Source organism: Pseudomonas sp. Pseusp18 (assembly GCF_059506005.1).
The window spans coordinates 1,513,732-1,533,587 of the sequence record NZ_CP169240.1 but is presented as its reverse complement, the minus strand read 5'-3'; the positions used below and the strand labels follow the sequence as shown (position 1 = coordinate 1,533,587).

The 19,856-nt window shown below is 59.4% G+C and carries 19 protein-coding genes; 8 read left to right on the top strand and 11 right to left on the bottom strand.

Features of this window, described 5'->3' with window-relative positions; all coding sequences use genetic code 11:
* Window positions 1-42: 42 nt before the first annotated feature.
* A complete protein-coding gene (locus ACEN9A_RS06765) occupies window positions 43-702 on the bottom strand; it encodes a transglutaminase-like domain-containing protein (protein WP_258672790.1) in 660 nt (219 codons plus the stop codon).
* A gap of 237 nt (window positions 703-939) precedes the next feature.
* On the opposite strand from ACEN9A_RS06765, the gene ACEN9A_RS06760 reads away from it, so the two are divergent.
* A complete protein-coding gene (locus tag ACEN9A_RS06760) occupies window positions 940-3,396 on the top strand; it encodes an acyl-CoA dehydrogenase (protein WP_258672788.1) in 2,457 nt (818 codons plus the stop codon).
* A gap of 108 nt (window positions 3,397-3,504) precedes the next feature.
* Window positions 3,505-3,912, top strand: coding sequence for a PA2817 family protein (locus ACEN9A_RS06755; protein WP_007938686.1), 408 nt, complete (start codon window positions 3,505-3,507; stop codon window positions 3,910-3,912).
* A 69-nt stretch (window positions 3,913-3,981) separates the two neighbouring features.
* Here the strand turns inward: ACEN9A_RS06755 and ACEN9A_RS06750 are convergent, their stop codons facing one another.
* Window positions 3,982-4,980 carry a LysR family transcriptional regulator gene (locus ACEN9A_RS06750; RefSeq protein ID WP_258672784.1) on the bottom strand — a complete coding sequence of 333 codons (999 nt, stop codon included), beginning with the start codon at window positions 4,978-4,980 and terminating at the stop codon, window positions 3,982-3,984.
* 90 nt (window positions 4,981-5,070) lie between these two features.
* Here ACEN9A_RS06750 and ACEN9A_RS06745 point away from each other — a divergent pair, with 90 nt between their 5' ends.
* The 6 genes from ACEN9A_RS06745 to ACEN9A_RS06720 all read left to right on the top strand — a co-directional run bounded on the left by ACEN9A_RS06745 (window position 5,071) and on the right by ACEN9A_RS06720 (window position 10,128).
* Window positions 5,071-5,697 carry an alanyl-tRNA editing protein gene (locus ACEN9A_RS06745; protein ID WP_018926244.1) on the top strand — a complete coding sequence of 209 codons (627 nt, stop codon included), beginning with the start codon at window positions 5,071-5,073 and terminating at the stop codon, window positions 5,695-5,697.
* A gap of 92 nt (window positions 5,698-5,789) precedes the next feature.
* Window positions 5,790-6,560, top strand: a complete 771-nt coding sequence (locus ACEN9A_RS06740) for a 2OG-Fe(II) oxygenase (RefSeq protein WP_192379515.1) — start codon at window positions 5,790-5,792, stop codon at window positions 6,558-6,560.
* Window position 6,561: 1 nt separating this feature from the next.
* Window positions 6,562-7,200, top strand: coding sequence for a LysE family translocator (locus tag ACEN9A_RS06735; protein ID WP_192350879.1), 639 nt, complete (start codon window positions 6,562-6,564; stop codon window positions 7,198-7,200).
* 571 nt (window positions 7,201-7,771) lie between these two features.
* Window positions 7,772-9,001, top strand: coding sequence for a type II and III secretion system protein family protein (locus tag ACEN9A_RS06730; RefSeq protein ID WP_258672782.1), 1,230 nt, complete (start codon window positions 7,772-7,774; stop codon window positions 8,999-9,001).
* 122 nt (window positions 9,002-9,123) lie between these two features.
* Window positions 9,124-9,837, top strand: a complete 714-nt coding sequence (locus tag ACEN9A_RS06725) for a tetratricopeptide repeat protein (protein ID WP_258672780.1) — start codon at window positions 9,124-9,126, stop codon at window positions 9,835-9,837.
* Between the two features lie 18 nt (window positions 9,838-9,855).
* Window positions 9,856-10,128, top strand: a complete 273-nt coding sequence (locus ACEN9A_RS06720) for a DUF3613 domain-containing protein (protein WP_258672779.1) — start codon at window positions 9,856-9,858, stop codon at window positions 10,126-10,128.
* 539 nt (window positions 10,129-10,667) lie between these two features.
* On the opposite strand, the gene ACEN9A_RS06715 is transcribed toward ACEN9A_RS06720, so the two are convergent.
* The 9 genes from ACEN9A_RS06715 to ACEN9A_RS06675 all read right to left on the bottom strand — a co-directional run bounded on the left by ACEN9A_RS06715 (window position 10,668) and on the right by ACEN9A_RS06675 (window position 19,854).
* A complete protein-coding gene (locus ACEN9A_RS06715) occupies window positions 10,668-11,636 on the bottom strand; it encodes a type II secretion system F family protein (protein WP_258672778.1) in 969 nt (322 codons plus the stop codon).
* A 29-nt stretch (window positions 11,637-11,665) separates the two neighbouring features.
* Window positions 11,666-12,652 (bottom strand): type II secretion system F family protein, encoded by a 987-nt coding sequence (locus ACEN9A_RS06710; RefSeq protein WP_258672777.1) that lies wholly within the window; start codon window positions 12,650-12,652, stop codon window positions 11,666-11,668.
* Window positions 12,649-14,088, bottom strand: coding sequence for a TadA family conjugal transfer-associated ATPase (locus tag ACEN9A_RS06705; RefSeq protein ID WP_258672776.1), 1,440 nt, complete (start codon window positions 14,086-14,088; stop codon window positions 12,649-12,651). The genes ACEN9A_RS06710 and ACEN9A_RS06705 overlap by 4 nt, the downstream gene beginning before the upstream one ends.
* 3 nt (window positions 14,089-14,091) lie before the next feature.
* Complete coding sequence (locus ACEN9A_RS06700; protein WP_258672775.1) at window positions 14,092-15,312, bottom strand: AAA family ATPase; 1,221 nt, start codon at window positions 15,310-15,312, stop codon at window positions 14,092-14,094.
* A complete protein-coding gene (locus ACEN9A_RS06695) occupies window positions 15,306-15,800 on the bottom strand; it encodes a TadE family protein (RefSeq protein WP_111455152.1) in 495 nt (164 codons plus the stop codon). The genes ACEN9A_RS06700 and ACEN9A_RS06695 overlap by 7 nt, the downstream gene beginning before the upstream one ends.
* Window positions 15,800-16,279: a TadE/TadG family type IV pilus assembly protein gene (locus tag ACEN9A_RS06690; RefSeq protein WP_258672774.1), complete on the bottom strand. Its 480-nt coding sequence runs from the start codon at window positions 16,277-16,279 to the stop codon at window positions 15,800-15,802. The genes ACEN9A_RS06695 and ACEN9A_RS06690 overlap by 1 nt, the downstream gene beginning before the upstream one ends.
* Before the next feature lie 8 nt (window positions 16,280-16,287).
* Entirely contained in the window at window positions 16,288-17,631 is a 1,344-nt protein-coding gene (locus ACEN9A_RS06685) for a TadE/TadG family type IV pilus assembly protein (RefSeq protein ID WP_258672773.1), read from the bottom strand.
* Window positions 17,632-17,706: 75 nt separating this feature from the next.
* On the bottom strand, window positions 17,707-18,513 hold the full coding sequence (gene cpaB / locus ACEN9A_RS06680; protein ID WP_018926257.1) for a Flp pilus assembly protein CpaB: 807 nt from the start codon (window positions 18,511-18,513) through the stop codon (window positions 17,707-17,709).
* Between the two features lie 15 nt (window positions 18,514-18,528).
* Window positions 18,529-19,854: a DUF8689 domain-containing protein gene (locus ACEN9A_RS06675; RefSeq protein ID WP_018926258.1), complete on the bottom strand. Its 1,326-nt coding sequence runs from the start codon at window positions 19,852-19,854 to the stop codon at window positions 18,529-18,531.
* Between the last annotated feature and the right edge of the window lie 2 nt (window positions 19,855-19,856).

Below are 19,856 nucleotides of genomic sequence, written 5' to 3'. Positions count from 1 at the left end.
CCGCCTCCTTGTTGGATAAATGCGCAGGCAGCATACGCCGGATCAGGCACGACTCAAATCGCTATGCATGTCACCCAGTTGCAGCGGCAGCCGCTCGCCGAACAAATGCGGATAGCACTTTTCCAGGTGCTCGAAAAAGAACGCTTCAGGCACATCGGTGAACTGGCCGTGATCGACCAGGTACTCCATCAGCTGCTCGCCGTCGCGATTGAAGGGATGGAACACGCTGTCATTGATCCCGTCGAATTCCAGCGGCGCGACATTGAACAGTTCGCAGAGTTGTTGATTGAAAGCCGGCGTGGCTTTAACCCAATGCTCGTTCAAATAAAGCTCGGTGTAGCCGTGCATGGCGAACACATCGCTCTTGAGCAGTTCGAGCAGGCGCGGCGTCGACAGGTGATTGCGCACATCCGCCAGACCGATACGCGCCGGGATCCCGCAATGCCGAGCGCAACCTGCCAACAGCGTGGCTTTGGGCACGCAATAACTCTCCCCGGCCGACAGCGCATAGCTGCCGCGCAAGGTCTGCGGATCACGGCTGAAGGTGTAGGGGTTGTAGCGCACGGCCTCGCGCACTGCGTAATAGAGATTGATCGCTTGCTCCAGCGGATCGCGCCCGGCGCCACGGTATTTTTCGGCGAACTCCACCACCGAGGGATGGTCACTGTCGATGAAGCGGCCGGGACTCAGATACGCATGCATGGGAGCAATCTCCTGGGGGAAGCCACGAGTCTAGCGACACCTTCAGCACAGAGATAACGACGTTTCGGCCAAATATCAGCGCTTGCCCGCCCTGTTGACGAGTCCTCCATCGAAATAACTGACGAAGTCCGGCCGTTTCGTCCTACAAGCTCAACCCGATCGCTCCGACCACCCACTTTTATGGATGCCGTCTAAGCTCTGAGAGTGGTTTTGCCCCTGGCTTCAGGAGAATTAATTATGCTGCTGTTGTGGATACTGGTTCTGGTGGTCGGGATTGCCTGGCTGGCACATCGTCGCACCGCGCCTCTGCCCGCTTTGGGCATCATCGCTGTCTATCTGCTGGCGATGGGCATCTTCAGACATGCGAGCCATGCCCCCGTCTGGCTGCTGCTGATTTTCTGGGCGATGCTTGCGGCTGTAGCGGCCTTCCTGTTACTGCCGGACCTGCGACGAAAACTGTTCACGGCGCCCATTTTCAACTGGTTTCAAAAAAACCTGCCCCCCATGTCGCAAACCGAGCGTGAAGCCATTGAAGCCGGCACGGTCTGGTGGGATGGCGAGCTGTTCAGCGGTCGTCCGGACTGGAACAAGCTGCTGGCCTATCCAAAAGCGCAGCTGAGCGAAGAGGAACAGGCGTTTATCGATGGCCCGACCGAAGAGCTCTGCGCGATGGTCACCGATTGGCAGATCAGCCAGTTGATGGACCTGCCGCCAAAGGCCTGGGACCACATCAAGCAGCATGGCTTTTTTGCCCTGATCATCCCCAAGGAATACGGCGGTAAAGGCTTCTCGGCTTATGCGCACTCCCAGATCGCGATGAAACTGGCGACCCGCAGCGGTGACCTGGCCTCCACCGTCATGGTGCCCAACTCCCTTGGCCCGGCGGAACTGCTGCTGCATTACGGCACCGACGAACAACGCAATCATTACCTGCCACGCCTGGCCCGCGGCGACGATATCCCCTGCTTTGCCCTGACAGGCCCGATGGCGGGCTCCAACGTCGGGGGGATGACCGACACCGGGGTGATTTGCAAAGGTGAATGGGAAGGCCAGGAAACCCTCGGCCTGCGCCTGAACTGGGAAAAACGCTACATCACCCTCGGTCCGGTGGCGACCTTGATCGGCCTGGCCTTCAAGGCCTATGACCCGGATCATCTATTGGGTGACAAAGTCGACCTGGGGATCAGTCTCGCATTGATTCCAACCCAGACCCCCGGTGTAGAAATCGGCCGCCGTCACTTGCCGCTGGGCGCCGCCTTCATGAACGGCCCGAACGCTGGCAAGGATGTGTTCATACCGCTGGAATTCATCATCGGCGGTCAGGAGATGCTCGGCGAAGGCTGGATGATGCTGATGAACTGCTTGTCGGTCGGGCGTTCCATTTCGCTGCCTGCCATCGGTACCGCCGCGGGCAAGTTCAGCAGCCTGGTGACGGGCCAATATGCGCAGGTTCGCGAGCAATTCAACGCACCGCTGTCAGCCTTCGAAGGGATTCAGGAAGCACTGGCGCGGATCGGCGGCAGTACCTGGCTGATGGACAGCGCGCGGATGCTCACCGCCAACGCCGTCGACCTCGGCGAAAAGCCGTCGGTGCCCTCCGCCATCATCAAATACCACCTCTCCGAACGCGGTCGCGAGTGCATCAGTCACGCCATGGATGTTCACGGCGGCAAGGCCATCATCATGGGACCGAACAACTATCTCGCGCGTAGCTGGCAAGGTGCGCCCATTTCCGTCACGGTCGAAGGTGCGAACATCCTGACACGCAACCTGATGATCTTCGGCCAGGGCGCTATTCGCTGCCATCCGTTCGTGCTCAAGGAAATGGCCCTTGTCCACCGCGAAGACAAACAACAGGCGTTGATCGAATTCGACGCCCTGCTGCTCAAACACATTGGTTTTGCCGTGAGCAACGCCGCCAGCACCCTGGTGCTGAACCTTGGCTTCGGGCATTTCGAACACATGCCCGGAGACAAGCTCAGCCAACGCTACGTGCGCGCCCTCAACCGTCAGGCCGCGGCTTTTGCCATGCTTGCAGACCAATGCATGATGCTGCTGGGCGGCGAACTGAAACGCCGCGAACGCTTGTCCGCACGTCTGGGCGATGTGCTCAGCTACCTGTATCTGGCCTCCGCCGCGCTCAAGCGATATCACGATCTCGATTCGCCGGAGCATATGCGTCCGTTGTTCGCCTGGGCGATGGAAGAGAGCCTCGGCCAGTCCGAGCGTGCGCTGGACGAACTGCTGACCAACTTTCCGAACAAGGTACTCGGCTGCTTGCTGCGGGTACTGGTGTTCCCGTTCGGTCGCCGGCACAGAGGCCCGTCGGACAGACTGGCGGCCAAAGTCGCAGCAGTGCTCGGCCGCGCCAAGGGCGACCCGACCCTTGAGGAGTTATTGGCGGGCTGCTATCGCCCGCAATCGACAGAGGATCCGGTCGGCGCCCTGCAGCACGCCTGCGACTTGCTGAACGCCGCCAAACCGCTACAGAAAAAACTCAACACGGCGCTGAGAAGTCGCCAGGTCAAACCCACTGTCGGGGAGTCGGTCATCGATGCCGCACTGGAGGCTGGCGTCTTGCAACCGGTTGAAGCCGAGACCTTGCGTGAGGTGGAGGTGGCGCGGCGCAAGGTGATCGACGTCGATGATTTCGATAAAGAGGTGCTGGTGCTGGGCAAGGGCAAGGTCCGCTAATCCAGAGGACCGTGTGTCGCCTTACCATCATGGGGCGCTTTACCCTGTGAAAAAGGGGCGCGGGAGCTTTATACTCCTGCGCCCGTTTTGCTCTTGAGGACTTATCTCGTGTCCAATGTCGTTGCCGATCATCTCGTCTTGCTCGACCACCTGCGCAGTATCCTGGTCGCCGTAGGTGAGGCCGAACAGGTTCCCGAAGAAAGCCATGCCTTGTTCCTGGAGCGCTTCGACGAACTGCGTGCGTTGCTGCCGGTCGACCCGATCGAAAGCCAATACCTGGGCCAGGACATCCTGTGCCAGATCATCACCCGCTACCCACAAATCGCCCACCTGGTGCCGCGCGATCTGCTGTGGTACTTCGCCGGTGACTGCCTGCACTACATGCCCGATGATGAAATCGACCTGTACCAGGCGCTGGAAGAACGTCGCTTCGAAGCCGAACAGAACGATGAACCGTTCGACTGGAATCAGGAAAAACAGCTGCTGGCGATGTCGAACCAGGACAGCAAGCACTGATCTCCAATCAGTAACGCAAAAGGCCCGCATGGTTAATCATGCGGGCCTTTTTTGTTGGCCGGGTAAAGATCAAAACAACCCATCACTCTCCGGCAACTCATACGCTGCTGCGCCCTTGCCCATCGCGCTTGGCTTGCCCGGCTTGCTCAAGGTCGGCTCTTTTTCCAGGCATTCCACCAGATAGTCGATGAATACCCGTAACTTGGGCGGCAGATAGCGGGTGGGCGAATGCAGCAGCCAGGCGCCTCCGTGGTAGGACGCCAGAAAGGTCCAGTCCGGCAACACCTGCACAATCAGCCCCTGTTCCAGCGCATAACGGGCGGTGAAGTACGGCAGGCTACCGATCCCGATGTGTTGCAATACCGCGCCCAATCGCACGCCCGTGTGATTGGCGGCGTAACGTCCGCGCACGCCGACGGTCACCGCTTTGCTGCCTTTCTTGAACTTCCAGCGCGCATCGCTCGGGGTTTCGCCCAGATAGATGCAGCTGTGATTGAGCAAGTCGTGGGGATGAGTCGGTGTGCCGTGCTCGGCCAGGTACTGCGGCGTGGCGCAGAGCAAATGGTCGATGGTCAGCAATTGGCGCCCCACCAGCCCCGCAGGGGGCCGATCGGTAATACGGATGGCCAGGTCGACGTTGTCATCGATCAAATCCACCTGGCGGTCCTCGAGCAACAACTCCACATCCACTTTGGGATAACGCCGCAGAAACTCCGGCATATGCGGATGAATCACAAATCGCCCGACAGCCTTGGGCACGCTGACGCGCACCAGCCCTTCCGCTTCCTGGGTGAACTGACCGCTGATTTCCATCACCGACTTCGCCGCGCTGACCATCTCCTGGCAGCGCTTGAACACCTCTTCGCCTCCGTCGCTCAGGCGCAGCTTGCGCGTGGTTCGTTGCAACAAACGCGTGGCAAGCGCCTTCTCCAGCCGCGAAATGCTGCGACTCACCGCCGAGGGGGAAGACCCCAACTGACGCGCCGCTTCGGAGAAACTGCCGGTTTCGACAACCTTGACGAAAATCGCCATTTCACCGAGCAGCGGCAGGGGAAGATTTATGCTCACAGCGCAACAGTCCTTTGATGGTTGAACGGATTATCACGCAATTCCACGGTTCATATAATAAAAATAGAAACTTTAATAAGGGCATGGAATATGACGCTTCGCCTCTTTTTCCATAGTGATGACCTCAGGGCCAACGTGGAAGTCCTGGATTGCACGCCCTATGAGAACGAGTTCGCCGTGGTGCTGCGCGCCACTCTGTTTCATCCCCAGGGCGGCGGACAACCCTGTGATACCGGCTGGATCGGCGAAAGCCAGGTGCTGCGCGTGGTGCAGGAAACGGAGCGGATCATCCATTTCGTCGACCACCCGGTAAAACTCGGCATGATCCAGATTCGGGTCGACGAGCAACGCCGCCAGTTCAATACGCGCATGCATTCGGCGGGGCACCTGATCGGTCACTTTGTTCAGGCCATGGGCTGGATGCCGATCAAGGCTCATCACTGGCCGGATGAAGGACGTGTGCAATTCAAACCGGGCGATGGCGCACAGGAGGTTGATGCCCAGACGATTCAGCACGGCATCAAGCAATGGATCGCCCATGATCTGCCACGCTTGACGTCGTTGCGCGAAGGCGCCCGTGAAATCGGTTTCGGTGAGCTGCCCGCCTACGGCTGCGGCGGCACCCATGTACGTAGCCTGAAGGATTTGGGCAAGGTCACGATCGCTTCCCTTTCGCAGAAAAAGGGAACGCTGTCAGTCCACTACCACGTGGATTGAGCTTTTGGGCGATGTCGACCCCGTCATCGCCTGACGCCGGAGGAGCCTGCGTTCGCGGGCTCTGTTGACTATCTGATAGATGGACCTAAGACATGATGCTTGACGTCGAGCGTCTCGATGAGACGTGCATAAAAAAACTGGCCAACGAAGAAGTCCTCGCCATCCGCGTCAGAGGCTTGTTGCCTCGACCACTGGCGATCCAGATCGGCGACAAGATCCTCGCCCCCGGCTTCGAAGGCTACATCAACGCACCGAGCATCGGTCGCATCGGCATGGCGTTTTATGAAGCGGAAAACCAGCCACTGCTGATCGAAGACTATTTCGAGCGCGCCACCAGCAACATCGCCGAATTGCGCAGCCGTTGCGCGCCCTACTCCTCACCTGTCGACACCCTGCGCTGCATGCTCGATGAGTCCTGGCCGGCGGGGGCGCATCTGGAAAATCTCTATGGCCGCAAGATGTATGTGGGGCTATCGCGCGTGGTCAAACCCGGCGTGTGCTTCCTTGCCCATCACGACATTTTCGCCAAGGACGCCCCGGACAGCTTCCAGGCCAGAAGCCTGGAAGCGCAGTTCGCCTGCAATGTTTACCTGAACATGCCGACCGAGGGCGGCGCGTTGCAGATGTGGGACCACGACATTTCCCCTGACCAGTTCGACGAGATGCGTGGCGACAGTTACGGCATCGATCCGGCCTTGCTCGGCCCTCCGACCCTGGAGATTCGCCCTGAGCCGGGTGATTTCATCATGTTCAATTCACGCCGCATGCACTCGGTGACGCCGGGTGTGGACGATCCGCGATTGAGCCTTTCTTTCTTTGTCGGCTATCGCGGCAATGCTTCCCCCCTGACTTTCTGGAGTTGAGATGTTTTCGAATTACCTGGGCGAGTTTCTGGCGCTGGCTACCATCCATTTTCTGGCCGTGGTAGCTCCCGGGCCGGACTTCGCCGTGACCATCCGCCAAAGCGTGCGTTTCGGGCGCTTAGTGGGCATCTGCACGGCGCTGGGCATCGGCGCGGGCATTTCCGTGCATGTGCTGTACACCTTGCTCGGCGTCGGCGCATTGATGCACACCACGCCTTGGCTATTGACGGTGGCCAAGGTGATCGGGGGGGCCTACATTTTGTACCTCGGTGTGAGCCTGTTGCGCAGCAAACCCAAAGTGGCGATTGAAGGCGACAACGGCGCGGCAGCGTCAACTGAGCAACAGACGTTGTTCAAGGCTTTCAGCACCGGGTTTCTGACCAACGCCACCAACCCCAAGGCAACGCTGTTCTTCCTGGCGATTTTCACCACCATCATCAGCGCTACGACACCGCTGCAGATTCAAGCGCTATACGGGTTGTGGATGTGTTTCGTGAACGCCTTGTGGTTCGTGATCGTGGCCCTGTTCTTTTCCAGCGCCCGGGTGCGACTGCTGTTCATGCGCATGGGCCACTGGTTCGAAAGAACCATGGGGGTGATCCTCATTCTGTTCGCAGGACGCCTGATTTTGTCCATGTAAGTCCTGCCGCCTTGGTCGCCTCGTAGAACAGCATTTTTTGCGGCTCCAACGCCAGCAACACGGCTATCTCCACACTCTGCCCTTAAAGTTTTGTTTTAAATCATGGCGCTTTGCTTTGTTTGAACTACCTTCAAACAAGAAGAAGTCATAACGGTTTGAATTTTGACGTTTAGGTTCAGAGATCAGATAGCGAATTGGCAAAAGGAGTTACCTCACTATGATCCTGACAGGCGTTTTCCGGCGCAGAGCTGTGGTTGCCGGTTGCTTTTTAGGGGAGTCAGGTTGGCGGGAAGTGCCGCCTATAACCGCGATGGTTGTCGAGCCTGAGCCTGTTGCTCGGGTCGGCAGCCCAGGTATCTGGATCACTAAAAGCCGTTTTAGAAGGTCGCTCGCTGTTCATTCGGATCAGCGTATTGCACCTGCTTGCGTGTAGCACCAAGGAATATTGCCGGGGGCATTAATCGTTAGTGGTGAGTGCTCTGGCGAGGTTGAGGGTCGACTCAGGCCCCTTGTAGTGATCCGAGGCAACCCGTTTGCCTTGTAGATGGCCTATTCAGCGAGGATGCACTTAATGAGCTATCGTACCGTGCCCGCTTTCAAGCGAATTATCCATGGCCTGTTCTGGATGGGCCTCAGCGTGGACGCGGCTCAGGCCGCGGCGGCCAATTGTTCGCAGATGGACAGTATGCCGACAACGTTCGAGGTCGGTCAGGGGCTTCAGAGTGAACTGCGCACTCCGGTTCCGGTGACGCAACTGGCCGTGGGTGACCCGAAAATTGCCGATGTGCAACCCAGCGGCAACAACCCCAGCGCCTTCATACTCACCGGTCTGACACCGGGGGCCACCAGCCTGATGGTCTGGACTTCCTGTTCGAAAACACCACGCCAAAGCATGGTGTTCGTCAAGGGCCGGGCCACCTCGGCGCTGACCAGCGTGTCGACCGGACCTACCGAAGACCCGCTGCTGCCAAGCCAGGTGCAAACCGATATTCGCTTCGTTGAAGTCAGCCGGACCAAACTCAAGGAAGCCTCAGCGTCTATTTTCGGCACCCGCGGCAACTTCCTGTTCGGCTCGCCGAGAACCTTGCCCACCATTGGCGGCGTCGTCACGCCATCAGTGCCTGTGGACAACGGCATGTTCAACCTCAACTTTGCTACCGGCAATACCCTGGTGGCGATCAACGCGCTGGAAGGCAGCGGTTTCGCCTACACCCTGGCGCGGCCAAGCCTGGTGGCGCTCAGCGGGCAGAGTGCGAGCTTCCTGGCCGGCGGTGAAGTACCGATTCCGGTGCCCAGTTCGGGCAGCGATAACATCTCCATCGAGTACAAGGAGTTCGGTATCCGCCTGACCCTGACGCCAACCATCATCGAGAAAAACCGTATCGCCCTGAAGGTGGCGCCGGAAGTCAGTGAACTGGACTTCACCAACGCCGTCAGCATCGCCGGCACCATAGTTCCGGCGCTGACCATACGCCGTACCGACACCAGCATCTCCCTGGCCGACGGCGAAAGCTTCGTCATCAGCGGCCTGATCAGCACTCGCAACAATTCCCAGGTGAACAAATTCCCGGGGCTGGGCGATATCCCGATTCTGGGCGCGTTCTTCCGCGATAACTCTATCAACCGTGAAGAACGCGAACTGCTGATGATCGTCACCCCGCATCTGGTCCAGCCCCTGGCTGCCAATGCACAACTGCCGTCGTTGCCTGGCGAGCAGCTGCGCAATTACGACCCGAACTTCTACCGCATGTTCTTCCTCGAAAATGGTGATTTCGACAGCAAGACCGGGCTCTCGCAATGAACCGGAGCCAGACGCTGAACCGGGCTTTCGCCCTCACTCTTAACGGTGACCTTGAGCGCTTGGCGGGCCAGCTGTATTGCCATTGGCCAGGCGTTCAACGTGTTGTAGCCAGAGGACACTCGATGAAAGCAGTCATTGCAATAACGGCGACATTGATGCTCGCAGGTTGTGCCACCAACGGTATTGTTTCGCGACCGGGCAGTTGTGCCAAACCCGCTTCGGAGCAAGAGTTGGCCCTGAACCTTGCCGACAACATGGCCAACGAAGGCCGTTTGTACGCCAGCCTGGCGAACCTGGAAGGTTTGCCCGATGACCTGGTCCAGGTTCGCCTGCGCAAGGCGCGGGTGCTGCGCTTGATGGGGCGTAAAGATGCGGAGCCGTTGTATCAAAGCCTGCTCGGCACCTGTCTGGCCGCTGAAGGGGAACATGGCCTGGGCCAGTTGGCCGCGGCCAAAAATGATAACGCCAGCGCCACCACTCACCTTGAGCGTGCGGTGAAGATGGCCCCCACCGACGACAAGATGCGCAATGACCTGGGGGTCGTCTACCTCAATCAGCGACGGATCCCTGAAGCACGCTTCGAGTTCATGACGGCCATGGAACTCAAGCAGGCGGATTCACTGGCGGCACTCAACATGGTGACGCTGTTGATCTATCAGGATAACTGGAAGGCGGCTGCCGAACTCGCGAACCGCGCCAGCTTGAGTCCCCAGCAAGTTGCAGAGGCTCAAACACGAGCGGAAAAACTCAAGGCCTCTGCCAAAAAAGCGGTGGCTTCGGAGGGGAATCGCAAGGCTGAGGTAGCCGATGCCTCAGCCGGCGCTGCGATCAAGTAGAACGTACGAGGAGTCGAGATGAATACCAAAAGGCTGTTGATTGTGTGCATGGCTTGCCTGTCCACCAGTGCCTGGGCTATTGAGCCAGGTCCCTCCTCGGTACCGCAAAAAGGCACCGAACAGTGGATGCAGCTACAGATTCGTGGTGTGGTTGCCTCCCCTTTTCGACAAACTGCATCGGTCACTGAGCGTGACCTGTCCTTCCAGCGCTGGCTGAACAGCTTCACCTACCCGATCCCGATGTTCTTTGAGCAAAAGGCTGGGGGGAAAATGACCTCCAGCAGCAACTGAGGGACGTCAATGGATGATCAACCTCTGGCATCGTCCAGAGTAGCCTGGCTAAAACGCCAGGCTTAATCACGCCTGCAGGAAAGTATTGGCATCTACACATTTTCCAATGCTGGCAGAGTTTCCCCGCAGGAGCGTAATGCTGTTCACTTAAGCAATTTCAGCCGCGACGCATTCCTTGTAGCAGCTGCCGAAGGCTGCGTTCGGCTGCGCAGCAGTCGTAAAGTCAGGCACTGCGGTCCGTCAGGCACACCGTGCATTCAGGGTTTACGACTGCTTCGCAGCCGAACGCAGCCTCGCGAGCTCGGCAGCTGCTACAGATCGCATTACGGCTTAAGTGAACAACATTGCCCGGAGCGAAGCTTGCCCGCGAAGAGGCTGTCATATCCGCCTTCTATGCTGGCAGACAGATTGCTTTCGCGGGCAAGTCGGATCGCCGCACCGCTTACTCCTACGGGGGATGTGCAGATCTTGGGAGGGGAAGTACAGATCAGGTTCGGGTGGCAAGGCCATCTGATTCGACAGCCCCCCACCCGATTCTCTTACATATTTCCGAATGCTTTCATTACGCCAATCATGGCCGGGCCGATGGCGACCAGAAAGAAGCTTGGCCACAGGCAGAAAATCAGTGGGAATATCAGCTTGGTGCCGATTTTCGCCCCCGCCTCTTCGGCAGCCTGCGTACGCCGATCACGGAATTCATCGGCATAGATGCGCAGGGTGTCGGCCACGCTGGTACCAAAGCGAATACTCTGCGCCAACAGGCTGACCAACCCTTGCACATCCTCCAGACCGGTGCGTATGGCCAGTTGTTTGAGCGCCTCGGTACTGGTGATGCCCGCGCGGATCTGCGCATTGACCAGGGCCAGCTCTTCAGCCAGTTCAACATGACTGACCGACATCTCTTCAGCCACCCGTTCAATGGTCGTGGGCAGTGACAGGCCTGACTCCACGCAGACCACCATCAGATCCAGCGCATCTGGAAACGCGATACGCAGCCGGTTTTGACGCGCCTGCTTACGCTTGGCGACATACAGCGCTGGCAGCAACCATCCGATACCGGCCACCATGACCACCAACAACAGCCCCACAGCCAGGGAAACCTTGGGAATCAGCGGCAACAGCAACAACGCAAGGCCAACCATCAACAGCGGTAACATCAAGCGCACCGCCCAATACATCTGTACCGCCGAAGAGGAGCGGTACCCCGCATGAGTCAACAAAGTCTGGGTAACTGACGCCTGGGCCGACTCAGCCGAGGCAAAGCGCTGGCCGACCCGCTCCAGCAACAGCTGCAGATTACTCGGCGCCTCCTGACCAGCCGCATTGCCCAAATGACCACGCTTGATCAGCGCCAGACGACGCTGTACCGGGTCCTGGAGACCCAGCATCAGCAACATCAAGGCGACGACCGCAAGCACCGTACTCAAACCGATCGCGCCAAGGAACAACAGGCGCGCTACTTCCTCGTTCCCCGTGAACCGACTGAACAACCCGAGTAAAAAGTCCATGACCTGTACCTCCCGGTAGCGAATATCGCTTAAACCTGAATCCGGATGATTTTTCGTATCCAGAAAATCCCGATCAACATGGCGCAGAAAGCCCCGATGATCAGCTTGTGGCCTATGGGATCATTGAGCAGCACAGGCATGTAGCTGGGGCTTGTGAGCACGATCGCAATCGCCAGCACAAAGGGAATCGCCACCAGCACCCAGGCCGACATGCGCCCTTCCGCCGACAGGGTTTTGATCTTGCGCTGAAAGCGGAAACGCCCACGGATCAACCGACTCAGACGCTCCAGCACTTCGGTCAGATTACCGCCGGTCTCGCGGTGGATGAGGATCGAAGTCACCAGCATCATCACCGTCATGCTGGGCATGCGCTCCAGCAGGCCGAGCATGGCCCGGCGAACATCGTTGCCATAGTTGATGTCGGCAAAGGTCAGGCCGAACTCATGAGCGACCGGCCCCTTGTGCTCCTCGGCGACCAGACGCAGGGTTTCGTTGAACGGGTGCCCGGCGCGCAAGGCCCGGCACATGGCATCCAGCGCATCCGGCAGGCCTTCCTCAAACGCGTTGAAACGTTTGCTCCGGTCACGAGAAACTTTCAACAGCGGTAACCAGAACACCCCGAAACCCGCCAACAGCGCCATCCACCAGACTGTCGAGACCATCCAGATCGAGATGCCCGCACACACGCCCAGGAACAGCCCAAGCAAGATCACCCGGTAAGCACGATATTCATGGCCGGCCTGCTCGATCATCTGTGTCAGGCTCGCCATGAACGGCAACTGCTCGAGCATGGCCTCCAGTGGCGACAAACGCGTCAGGTATTTCTGCCGCAACACCGTCTGCATGTTGGGCAAATTGTTGGCTTTTTCCAGTACATGCAAACGGCCGCGGATGCGCTTGCGCATCTTGCCCGCTTCGCCGAACACCGGCACCACCACGCCCTGGGACAAGAGGAACACGGCGATAAACACCATGCCCAGGAACATCACAATGAATTCAGCAGGAATATGGCTCATGGCTGCCGTGCCTCCATCCATTCAGGCCTGAACATCGTCAGCGGCAACTCGATGCCGCGTTTGGCCAGCACATCGCGGAAGGCCGGGATCATGCCGCTGGGGCGATAATCGCCAAGCACTTCACCGTTTTCACCCATGCCCTGGCGCGCAAAGGAGAAAATTTCGGTCATGGTGATGATCTCGCCTTCCATGCCGTTGATCTCTTGCACGCTGACCAGCCGGCGCTTGCCGTCCTCCTGACGTTCCAGCTGGATCACCACATCGATGGCCGACGCGATCTGCTGACGCATGGCCTTGATCGGGAAGGTCGCCCCGCTCATCGACACCATGTTCTCGACTCGCCCCAACGCATCGCGCGCGGTGTTGGCGTGGATCGTGGTCAACGAACCGTCATGGCCGGTGTTCATGGCCGTCAGCATGTCCAGCGCCTCGGCGCCGCGCACTTCGCCGATCACAATGCGGTCCGGGCGCATCCGCAAACTGTTGCGCACCAACTCCCGTTGACTCACCTCGCCACGCCCCTCGATGTTCGAAGGCCTGGTTTCCAGACGCACCACGTGGGGCTGCTGCAATTGCAGTTCGGCCGAGTCTTCGATGGTGACGATCCGCTCGTTGTGCGGGATGAAACTGGACAGCACGTTGAGCATGGTGGTCTTGCCGCTACCGGTACCGCCGGAAATCAGCACGTTCAGGCGCCCGCGGACAATCGCCTTGAGCAGCAGCGCAATGGCCGGGGTCAACGTGCCCACCTGAATCAGGCTGTCGGTGTTGAGCAAGTCCACCGCAAAACGGCGAATCGACATGCTCGGGCCGTCGATGGCCAGCGGCGGGATAATCGCGTTGACCCGCGAACCGTCCTTGAGCCGGGCGTCCACCAATGGCGAGGACTCGTCGATACGCCGACCCAGGCTGGACACGATGCGATCGATGATGTTCAGCAAATGCTGATCATCGCGAAAGCGCACATCGGTCCTTTGCAGTTTGCCGAAGCGCTCGACATAGACCGAGGCGAAACCGTTGACCAGAATGTCGGACACGCTGTGATCGGCCAGCAACGGTTCCAGGGGCCCCAGGCCGAGCACTTCGTCGGTGATCTGCTTGATGATCAACTGGCGGCTCGTGGTACTCACCGGTGCCGAATGCTCGTCGAGCAGGCGCTGGCAAATATCACGGATCTGCCGTGAGGCCTCGGCCTGTTCAAGGGAGTCCAGCAACGACAGGTCCATGACCTTGAGCAATTGCTGGTAGATTTTTTCCCGCCATTCGGCTTCCACCGGAGTGACCTGGCTTCTGGTTTCGTAAAGAACGTCCGGTGTTGCACGCTCCCACGCCATTATTTCCTCTGCCGGATCCAGCAGGTCGTCGCCCTGAGCAGCTGACGATGCAGCGTTTTTACCGGACTGTTTGCGCAAGCGGTTACGAAAGTCGCTGATCATGGGTCATCCCCCGAAAAAACGGTTGAAGGCGCGTTTGAGTAAGCCTTTGTTCCCGGCCACCTGTTGACCGACCAGGTCCTCGGTCATGTCGCGCAGGGCGGTAGTAATCGCGGCCCTCGGCGCATGCAGCCCCAACGGCACGCCAGTGTTCTGACTCTGGCTGACCAGGTTGAAGTCGTTGGGTAATTTCGACAGATTGGTGCAGCGCAGTGCCTCGCCGATATCCTTGAGGCTGATCGCTGCGGCCTTGTCATAGCGGTTGACCACGATCTGCAACTGATCGCCGCGCACGCCCAGGTCGTCGCGAAGGATCCGCACCAGGGAGCTGGCATCGCGCAGATGACTGACGCTCTGCTGCACCACCACGTACACCCGATCCACCTGTTCCAGCACGGAGCCGGTGAGGTGGTCGATTTGCCGCGGCAGGTCGATCACCACCCAGTCGTAGCTGGCGCGGGCCAGTTGCAACAGGGTGTCAAGTTGCTCGGGTTGGGCATCCTGCGGCAGGCACAGCTCACCGGCCCGACCACCCAGCACATGCAAGGTGGGACTGAAGTGGCTGCAAAAACCGCGTAGCGCGACACTGTCCATGCCATCGATCTGATGCAACACCTCGAGATGGCTGTGCGTCTGCGCCACATCCAGGTAATGCGTCACGCTGCCGAATTGCAGGTCCATATCCAGCAGCAGGGTACTGCCGCCCTTGACGCTGAGCTGTTGAGCCAGATTGCAGGCCAGCAAGGTTCCGCCGGAGCCACCCTTGGCGCTCATCACGGCGATCAATTTGCCTTCAACCCCGCTGCCGGTTCGAACCTCCATGACCAGGCGATTCAAGGCTGCAACCAGTTCTGTCTCGGCGATAGGCTCCGGCAGCACGTCACGGGCGCCGGCCTGCATCGCCAGACGCATGCCTTCCTGCTCGCTCAGCAGGCCGCACACCAACATCGGTGGACGCTCATGGGCCGGACGCTGCAACAGCGCCGCCAATTCTTCGCGCCACAGATGGCTGACGCGTAGCAGCAACAGATCGGGCATGCGGTCCAGACCGTAGAGTGGGTCAACATGCCCATTGCTCACCAGGCGAGTGCTCACCTCCAGGCAGGGCATGCGCTGGCAGACGCTCTGCAGATCGCGCAACGAGGTGGCATCACGACTGCTGATCAGCAACCGCAGCCCGGTCTTGCCGGTCGAGCTGGAGAGCGGGGTGTCCTTTGTATTCAGCATGGTGTGATCTCCCCGGAATCGGAATGACGCCCGAGGCTTTCGCGTGGCAAGGTTGCCTTGAATGCAGGCAAGGTAATGGGCACGCCTAACCCGGGAATAAACAGATTGAAAACGAAGCCTTGCAGACTCAACTGGACATAGCGGATGGCACGAAAACCAGTGGCGCTGACCAGGTCGCCGGGATTGGCCACCACAGCACCGTTGACGTCCAGATAGGTCAGCGTCAGGTTGGTGGTGGCCAGGCTCGTGATCAGCTGGCTCGTGCCGGCGTCGGTCGAGGCGTTGAAGATCGCCCGCCGCAACACCACCGGATCGCTGATGTTGCACACCGCCGCCAGACGCGCACCACGCCGCGCGGCTTCATCCAGCGCACTGACCGTGAAGTACAGGCGGCCCATTTCCACCACGCCGAACAACAGGATGAACACCAGCATGCCGATGAAGGCGAACTCCACGACATAGGTGCCGTGCATGCGTTTTTTATTCATCACAGCACCCTCATGACAGTGGTGGCAACCAACGGAATGGCCAGCGCAAACTGCCCACCGATAAGACCAGGGAACGTGCCGACACAATTGCCACTGCCGATCACCGGGCAGAAGCTGTAGGTGATGGTGACTCGCACATGGTCGGTGCCCACCGCGGCGACCGCGACGTTCGCGGTCGTCAACCCTGACACCACAGCGCTGCCGGCAGCGCTGGGCACGCCATAGACCGCGACGTTTTTCGTCTGGGTCAGCAGCGTATTGCTCAGAGCGATAGCACCGAGCGTCGAGTCCCAGGCCTGGCTGGCGACAAAACGGTCAGCATCACGGCTGGCCTGCAGCAGGACGTTGTACTGATAGAGCATGCGGCCGAATTCGCCGAGGCTCAGTAACAACAGGAGCAACAACGGCAGGACGAGGGTGAATTCCACCAATGCCACGCCTTGCTGAGCCTGTGGTCGCTTGAATGAGTGAAGTCCCATGACGCCTCCTACGAGTCTGTGCTCGGAGTGCCAGTGCCGCTGCCAATATAGGTTTTGTAGAGTTGAATGATCTGCGGGCCGACATCGGTGGACGGCGAGGGGCCGGCTACGTTGTCGCCTGTACACTCCTTCACAAACTGGCCGAAGATCTGCGATTCCGTGCCGCCGTTGCTCATGGGCTGCACCACGAAATAGCAACCAAAACCCAGGACCGGCACCGAGGTTGTACCCCCCTGTTTACCGGTGCAGTCGCCCACCACGATTTTCAGCATCCGACGCTCGAACACCCCACCGCTCTGACAGCCGCTGCCGGTCCCGGCCACACACGCGGCAGTGCTCGCACGCCAGTCGTTGTAGTCCAGTATCGCGTTGGCGCCCGCCGTGAGATTGCCGCCGCTCGATGTGACGGTTTGCCCCTTGTACATCTTTTGTCCCGTTGCATCGTCGTATGTGATCGCGGGGGTGCTGGACGTGGTTACCAGGTCTGGCGGGTAGTCCGAGGCACTGACCGGGCCGTTGTAGATGCCGAAGCGCGTATTCAACCCCTGAGAGGTAGGACCGACCTTGTTGCCAGGGGCGGTCTGGACGTTTTGCCCGACGTTTCGGCAAACCGTACCACCTCCGGCCAGGTCATCCCTGACTGTACTGCCGCCCGAGCCAAAGTCGAGCAACTGAAAGTTGCCTGGGCCAATGGGAGATGAATTGCCGGCAGCCGTCTTCAACACCTGTAAATCACCAAACTGGAACCCCCAGAACACGCCCGCGGCCGGGTTGTATTTAGTCGGGTCACCACAGACCATCAATGGTGCAAGATCACAGGGGCTGGTAGGGCTGGGGCCGGCGGTGGCGATCGCCGCCACGGCCTTGTTCCCAAGGCCCGCAGTGCCTAACGTCTGAACGAAGCTCCAGAAAAAACCTGTCAGTTGATAGCTCGGTACCGATACCCGAACGTACTTGGCATTTGCCGGCCCGGGATAGGAGAACGGGCCATAGACGCTGCTGGAGAGTTCCACCGTCGCAAATGCGCCTGGGTTGCCGGCGACCGCCGTTGCCAATTCGGTGTTGCCCGTGGCATTGGCATTTTGCGTCAGCGTATTGAGCGCGGCAGTGCGTGTCGCGCTGGCCATGTTGGCAGCACCTGCCACCTCAAGCAGTGTTTTGGCGCCACTCAGGGCGGCGGCATCCACAGCGTTTTGCAGGCGCGTCTTGTTCAACATCATGTGCCCGCCGTCCAGAGCCAACGCCGCTATCATGGAAATCGCCGCCAAGGCGATCACCATCAGTACGCTCACCGCTCCTCCCTGGCGCCTTGGCGTCGCAGTGAACGGCCGCTGGATACGAAGATTCATCATCAAGCCCTCGTTTGCCGATACTGATCCGGATCGGCTCCGCCAATACCTTGGTGCACAGGCACCCCTACCGCTCTGTCAACGAACTTTCACTAAACTGGTCTGGATCCCGCGAATGATGGTGACAGCCCCGCCACCCTCGGCACGGTGCACCACGCGTTTTTGCACTGGGGCAGCGGCCACAACCATGGGGGCCTGTGCAGCAGGCGCGGCGGTCACGATTTTTTTCTCGGAGTTCAGCGGATTGCGCAGCGCCAGTTGCAGCTTGCCTTCCGTTTGCGCCGTGACCAGGGTTTCAGCCTCGGCGGCCGTCATCTCCAGCGTCACTGCGCGCACCACCACCGGTTGGGTCTTGTCGGTACCCGCCGTCTGGTCCACCGCCAACACCCGCAAGTTCTCGAGGATGGTCCTGGACACGGCGCTGTTGCTGCCGGCACTGGTGGTTTTGGTCGCCAGTACATCGACCCGGTTACCTGGCAGGAGGAATCCGCCCACACCCACCACGTCGTCCACGCGTACCGAAATGGCACGTTTGTCTGTGGCAATCAGAGAGGCCAGGGTACTGCCGCCCAGGTGTTCGCTCAGGCGTGCGCTGCGCATGACGTCGCCACGCAAGATGTCGAACGTTGCGATCTTACCCACGGCCTTGTCGCTGGAGTCGAGAGCATCGTCCGGGATCGTGTCCATCGGCATGCGTACGGTCGTGACCTGTTGGGCCTCGACCATCTGCCCGAATGGAATCTCTACCGTGGCAACCACCACGCTTCGAAGATGGTCATCCGGAGTGGCATTGAGCCGCGCGCTCAGCCAGGAGTCGGCCATCCATGCAGCCCCAAGGCCCATGACCAGGGAAACGCCTATCAGGGAAACAGTACGAGAGCTCATGTCAGTATCTCCGTATCAAAGAAAGTCGAGCTGGACGAAGTAGTTGTGCCAGGCCCATTCCAACTCTTGTGGCGACAAGGCTCCGGAACCGCCCATATAACGCTGACGATCGAGGGCCATGTTCAGGAGATCTCGGGGATGGCAAGGCACCAGGGGCATGCCTTCACTTGCATAAAGCCTTTGCAGTACATAACGCAGCAGCAGGGGGTCAAAAGGAATACCCATACGCTCACATTCCTGACGCCAGATCTTTTCGTACTCCTCGGGCTTCAGGTAACCGAACTGCAACTTGTAGCCAATCCGCCGCAGGAAGGCCTCATCAGCCAGTTCCAGGGGATTGAGGTTGGTGGAGAACACCAGAACCAGATCGAATGGCAGCTCGCAATGCCGACCACCGCCCAAATTGAGGAAGTCGCGCTTCTCCTCCATCGGGACGATCCAGCGATTGAACAGCTCAGCGGGTGCCATGCGCTGACGCCCCATGTCATCGATGATGAACAGGCCATTGCTGGCCTTGAGCTGCAAGGCGGCCTGGTACTGGCGGGTGAAGGGGTCATAGCGAACATCCAGCTGTTCCATGCTCAACTCACCGCCCGTAATGACGACCGGGCGTTTGCAGCACAGCAGTCGACGATCGATCCCTTCGTTGAGCATCAGATTGTTCTGTTGACCGTTGTCATCCAGCCGCTGATGCACCTGCGGGTCATAGATCTCGATCACCGACTCGTTGATCACGATGGCATGAGGTACCCAGATGGCCTCGGCGAACAGACGAATCAACCGACTGCTGACGTAGGTCTTGCCGGTACCCGCGGGGCCATAAATCATGATTGCGCGCCCGGAGTTCAGGGCCACACCCAGTTGATCGAGCATCCCCTCCGTGAGCACTACACCGGTGAGGGCCTTGTGCATATCGCTTGAGCTGATGCGACCATGGTGAATGGTCTGGATTTTGATCAGGGAACGGTAGGTACTCACCGGGAAGGGGGCCGCGCCGATATAGCCGCTGCGTGACAGCGCATCGCGGGCAGCACTGCGACCGCGTTCGGTCAGGCTATAACGCAGCTGCCCACCCGATTGCCCCACCTGACCCAGGACTTCGACACGACCGTCCTTGCGCAGAAACGCCAGGACTTCTTCAAGTACGGCGCCAGTCAGCGCCAGGCGCTCCACCAGTCGCGGCATGTCCAGCACGCCGGCGTCGTACAAATGCTTGCATACCAACTCACCGAGAAAACTGTCGGTCAGACCCGTCTCGCGGATTGTGCAAGGCTGAGGAGCCAGCCGTTGCACCGCTTCCCGATCGCTGGAGTAGGCATCACTATCGACAATGACGTGCATGA

Coding starts and splice junctions, on each gene's coding strand:
- ACEN9A_RS06720 (WP_258672779.1), top strand. CDS start 9,856: ATGAATACCAAAAGGCTGTTGATTGTGTGCATGGCTTGCCTGTCCACC.
- ACEN9A_RS06730 (WP_258672782.1), top strand. CDS start 7,772: ATGAGCTATCGTACCGTGCCCGCTTTCAAGCGAATTATCCATGGCCTG.
- ACEN9A_RS06735 (WP_192350879.1), top strand. CDS start 6,562: ATGTTTTCGAATTACCTGGGCGAGTTTCTGGCGCTGGCTACCATCCAT.
- ACEN9A_RS06700 (WP_258672775.1), bottom strand. CDS start 15,312: ATGCTGAATACAAAGGACACCCCGCTCTCCAGCTCGACCGGCAAGACC.
- ACEN9A_RS06725 (WP_258672780.1), top strand. CDS start 9,124: ATGAAAGCAGTCATTGCAATAACGGCGACATTGATGCTCGCAGGTTGT.
- ACEN9A_RS06715 (WP_258672778.1), bottom strand. CDS start 11,636: ATGGACTTTTTACTCGGGTTGTTCAGTCGGTTCACGGGGAACGAGGAA.
- ACEN9A_RS06695 (WP_111455152.1), bottom strand. CDS start 15,800: ATGAATAAAAAACGCATGCACGGCACCTATGTCGTGGAGTTCGCCTTC.
- ACEN9A_RS06690 (WP_258672774.1), bottom strand. CDS start 16,279: ATGGGACTTCACTCATTCAAGCGACCACAGGCTCAGCAAGGCGTGGCA.
- ACEN9A_RS06685 (WP_258672773.1), bottom strand. CDS start 17,631: ATGATGAATCTTCGTATCCAGCGGCCGTTCACTGCGACGCCAAGGCGC.
- ACEN9A_RS06740 (WP_192379515.1), top strand. CDS start 5,790: ATGATGCTTGACGTCGAGCGTCTCGATGAGACGTGCATAAAAAAACTG.
- ACEN9A_RS06675 (WP_018926258.1), bottom strand. CDS start 19,854: ATGCACGTCATTGTCGATAGTGATGCCTACTCCAGCGATCGGGAAGCG.
- ACEN9A_RS06705 (WP_258672776.1), bottom strand. CDS start 14,088: ATGATCAGCGACTTTCGTAACCGCTTGCGCAAACAGTCCGGTAAAAAC.
- ACEN9A_RS06760 (WP_258672788.1), top strand. CDS start 940: ATGCTGCTGTTGTGGATACTGGTTCTGGTGGTCGGGATTGCCTGGCTG.
- ACEN9A_RS06745 (WP_018926244.1), top strand. CDS start 5,071: ATGACGCTTCGCCTCTTTTTCCATAGTGATGACCTCAGGGCCAACGTG.
- cpaB (WP_018926257.1), bottom strand. CDS start 18,513: ATGAGCTCTCGTACTGTTTCCCTGATAGGCGTTTCCCTGGTCATGGGC.
- ACEN9A_RS06765 (WP_258672790.1), bottom strand. CDS start 702: ATGCATGCGTATCTGAGTCCCGGCCGCTTCATCGACAGTGACCATCCC.
- ACEN9A_RS06710 (WP_258672777.1), bottom strand. CDS start 12,652: ATGAGCCATATTCCTGCTGAATTCATTGTGATGTTCCTGGGCATGGTG.